General features: G+C 72.1%; 3 protein-coding genes. 1 reads left to right on the top strand and 2 read right to left on the bottom strand.

All coding sequences use genetic code 11. The features are described 5' to 3' along the window. Positions 1–123 precede the first annotated feature (123 nt). Positions 124–1590 (bottom strand): aldehyde dehydrogenase family protein, encoded by a 1467-nt coding sequence (locus tag D0D28_RS35155; protein WP_116115511.1) that lies wholly within the window; start codon positions 1588–1590, stop codon positions 124–126. 80 nt (positions 1591–1670) lie between these two features. Here D0D28_RS35155 and D0D28_RS35150 point away from each other — a divergent pair, with 80 nt between their 5' ends. Next, entirely contained in the window at positions 1671–2804 is a 1134-nt protein-coding gene (locus D0D28_RS35150; RefSeq protein WP_094007931.1) for an acyl-CoA dehydrogenase family protein, read from the top strand. A 253-nt stretch (positions 2805–3057) separates the two neighbouring features. Here the strand turns inward: D0D28_RS35150 and D0D28_RS35145 are convergent. Then, on the bottom strand, positions 3058–3813 hold a 756-nt coding region (locus D0D28_RS35145), incomplete at its 5' end, for a CoA transferase (RefSeq protein ID WP_205413446.1).

Here is a 3813-nt window from a genome sequence, read left to right as displayed (position 1 = left end):
TCTTCCGCCGCTGCACCCAGTTCCGCAACGTCTGTGCCTCATCAACGGACAAGGCCAACTCAGGCAGCTTCGGATTCGGCATGCCGCACCCTACAGCTGAACTCGAATTAACGACTCAGGACACTAGCGGCCGTGGCGCAGGCGCAGCAGGGTGCGGGCCAGAGCCACGTGCGCCGGCTTGCGGTCGAACGACATCAGGTCCAGCAGCGGCCGGAACCGTTGCCGCGTCACGGACTTCGCCCGGGCGAACTCCCGCAGGCCGTCCGCGCCGTGGATGCGGCCGAAACCGGATTCGCCCACGCCGCCGAAGGGCAGTGACGGCACCGCGGCGAACCCCAGCACCGAGTTGATCGACACGCCACCGCAGCGCAACCGCCGGGCCGCCGTCTCCGCCGTCCGGCGGTCCCGGCTGAAGATCGACGCCGCCAGCCCGTACCGGCTCTCGTTGGCCAGGTCCACGGCGTGGTCCAGGTCGCGGGCGCGGTTGACCACCAGCGTCGGGCCGAAGGTCTCCTCGGTGACCGCCGCGCTGTCCTCCGGCACGCCGGTGACCACGACCGGCGCCACGAACGGCGCCCGCACCGACTCCCGGCCGCCGACGACCGCCTTCCCGCCGCGGTCCAGCGCGTCGCCGATGTGCCTGCCGATGACGTCCAGCTGCCCGGGCATGGTGATCGGCCCGTACGACGAGCCCGGCTGGACGCGGCCCGCCAGCTCCTCGACCCGCCGGACGAACTCGCCGAACACCGATTCGTCCACATAGGCCCGTTCCACCCCGGCGCAGGTCTGTCCCGCGTTGCCGAACGCGCCGAACACGGCCGCCTGCGCGGCGGCGTCGAGGTCCGCGTCCGCCGCGACGATCAGCGCGTCCTTGCCGCCGCACTCCGCCACCACCGGCGTGAGCGACTCCGCGCACGACGCGAGCACATTCCGCGCGGTGGCGCCGGAACCGGTGAACGCGACCTTGTCCACACCGGACGCGCACAGGCTCGCGCCGGTCGCGCCGTCCCCGATGACGACCTGAAACGGCGGCTCTTCAGGCCTCAGCTCGGCCCATCGGTCGGCGAGCCACCGCCCAGTGCCCGGCGTGTACTCGCTCGGCTTGAACACGACGGCGTTGCCCGCGGCCAGCGCGTAGGAGATCGAACCCATCGGGGTGTAGACCGGGTAGTTCCACGGGCCGATCACGCCGACCACGCCCATCGGCTGGTACTCCAGCGTGGCCGCCTGGTGTGCGGCGAGCAGGCCGGCGGGGACCCGGCGCGGGCCGAGCACGCGCTCGGCGTGGCCGGCCGCCCAATCCAGGTGCTCGACCGCGAGCATGATCTCCAGGAGCGCGTCGTCGAGGGGCTTGCCGGTCTCGGCGCTCATCAGCCCGGCCAGCTCGCCGGCGCCCTGGGCCAGCGCCCGCTTCCAGCGCCGCAGCCACGAGCGCCGGCCGGACCAGCCCAGGCCCGACCACCACCGGGCGGCCTCCCGCGCGCGGTCGACCGCGGCGCGGACGTCCTCGGCGGTCGCGACCGGGTACTCACCGACGACCTCCCCGGTCGCCGGGTCGAGCGAGCGCAGCGTCTCCTGCACCGACGTCATCGTCGTCTCCTCGGGCTTGAGTCTGATGGCGCGATCATATATTTGGTATGAGGTCAGATACAAGAAGATGGGTGGTTCCGATGCTCGACCTCAACCCCGACCTGCGCGCGTTCGCCGCGGCGATCGACGAGTTCTGCCGCCGCGAATGCGGCACCCGTGAGCAGCGCGACGCGCTCACCGGCAACGGGACGGAGAATCACCACGGCGGCCTCTACCGGAGGATGGCCGAGCTGGGCTGGCTCGGGGCCGGCCTGCCCGAGGAGTACGGCGGCGCCGGCGGCGGGATGACCGAGATCGCGGTGTTCGCCGAGCGCAGTGCCTACGGTCTCGCGCCGGTGGGCGGGTACACGACATCGATCATCGCGGCCGGCCCGTACCTGAAGTTCGGCACCGAGAAGCAGCGCACCGAGGTGATCGGCGGGGTCGCCGCGGGTGCGGTCGAGGCGATCTCCATGTCCGAGCCGGGCGCCGGTTCCGACGTGGCCGCCCTGACCTGCAAGGCCGAGCGGGTCGACGACGGGTACTTGATCAACGGCCAGAAGACGTGGTGCTCCAACGCGCACCTCGCCGACCACATCCTGCTCGTCGCCCGCACGTCCGGGAAGCGCCACGACGGGCTGACCATGTTCTGCGTGCCCACCGGCGCCGAGGGGTTGCGGATCAAGGGCATCGACACGATGGGCGGGCGGGAGGTCAACGACCTGTACTTCACCGACTGCCTGGTGCCCGCCGAGTCCGTGGTGGGCGAGGCCGACCGGGCGTGGCACCAGCTGACGGCGGGCCTGAACGCCGAACGGCTCATCCTCGCCGCGACGATGCTCGGCCGGGCGAAGCGGATCCTCGACGACACCCTGGAGTACGTGCGGCAGCGCACCCAGTTCGGCCGTCCGATCGGGACGTTCCAGGCGCTGCGGCACCGGATCGCCGACCTGGCGACCGAGCTGGCGTGCTGCGAGCTGCTGGTGTACCGGGTGGCGGCGATGGCGGACGAGCACCCGGACCGGCAGCTGCCGCGGGAGGCCTCGATGGCGAAGCTGAAGGTGACCGAGACCGCGAAGCAGATCGCGCTCGAGGGAATGCAGATGATGGGCGGCTACGGCTACGCGACCGAGTACGACATGGAGCGCCACCTACGGGCCACCGTGGTGAGCACCGTGTACGGCGGCACGAGCGAGGTGCAGCGGGACATCATCGGCAAGACGTACGGCCTCTGAGCGGGCCTCGCGCCCGGGCGCGGAACTCACGCACCCGGGCGCGGAACTCACGCGCCTGAGCGCAGGACTCGCGTGCCCGAGTGTGGGACTCGCGCCGGTTCGGCCTGGGCGCGAGTCCCACGTTCGTCCGCGCGAGTTCCACGTTCGTGGGTGCGAGTTCCGCGTTCGTGGGCGCGAGTTCTGCCGTCGCGGGTGCGGGTGCGCCGGGTGCCGGCTGTGCCTCCCGGCGAGTGGTGCTCCGGCAACCGCCTCTTCAGAGCCACTCCGGCCGTGACGAGCCCCGCGGCACGAGCACCGTCCGGTAGCGGCCCGGCGTCGCCGACATGCGCACCTGGTCCGTGACCCCCTGGTAGCGCCCCAGGGGCGTGTCGGCGGTGAAGGTCTCCGGGTCCAGGTACTCGTGCTCCTCACCACGGCCCGCGACCTCCGTCGCGTACGTCTTGTCGAACACGCCCAGCCCCAGGATCCACAGCGCCGCCCGCGTCAGCGACACGTGCACCCGGTAGCTCCCGCCGTCCCGGGCCCGCCGCGCCAGCGCCTCCACGATCCCCGCCGCCATCAGCCACGACACGATGTAGTCGTTGACCACCAGGATCGGCGGCAGCGCCGGCCGCACCCCGTCGCCCTCCAGGTGCATCATCCCGACCAGGCTGCCCGCGCTCTGGTCGAACCCCACCCGGTCCGCCCACGGCCCCTGCTGCCCGTTCAGCGACGCCGTCGCGTGGATGATTCCGGGCCGCACCGCCGCGGCCTCCTCCGCCGAGAACCCGATCTTGTCCAGATACCCCGGTCGCCGGTTGGCGTAGAAGACATCGGCGTCCCGCAGCAACGACCGCAGCAGCCCGGCCCCCGCGGACTCGTACGGGCTGATCGTCGCCGACCGCACCCCCACGTTCGCCGTGATGTAGGTGACGTCGTGCTCCAGTTCGCCGGGCCGCCACACGTTCAGCACGTCCGCCCCGTGCAACGCCAGCGCCCGGCCCACCCCCGCGCCGGCGATGACGTGCCC

Origin of the sequence: Amycolatopsis ruanii, assembly GCF_003385175.1 — a bacterium.
Taxonomy (GTDB): Bacteria; Actinomycetota; Actinomycetes; order Mycobacteriales; family Pseudonocardiaceae; genus Amycolatopsis_E; species Amycolatopsis_E thermalba.
Note: the sequence above shows the minus strand (reverse complement) of the source record. Positions and strands in the feature narration are given on the sequence as shown.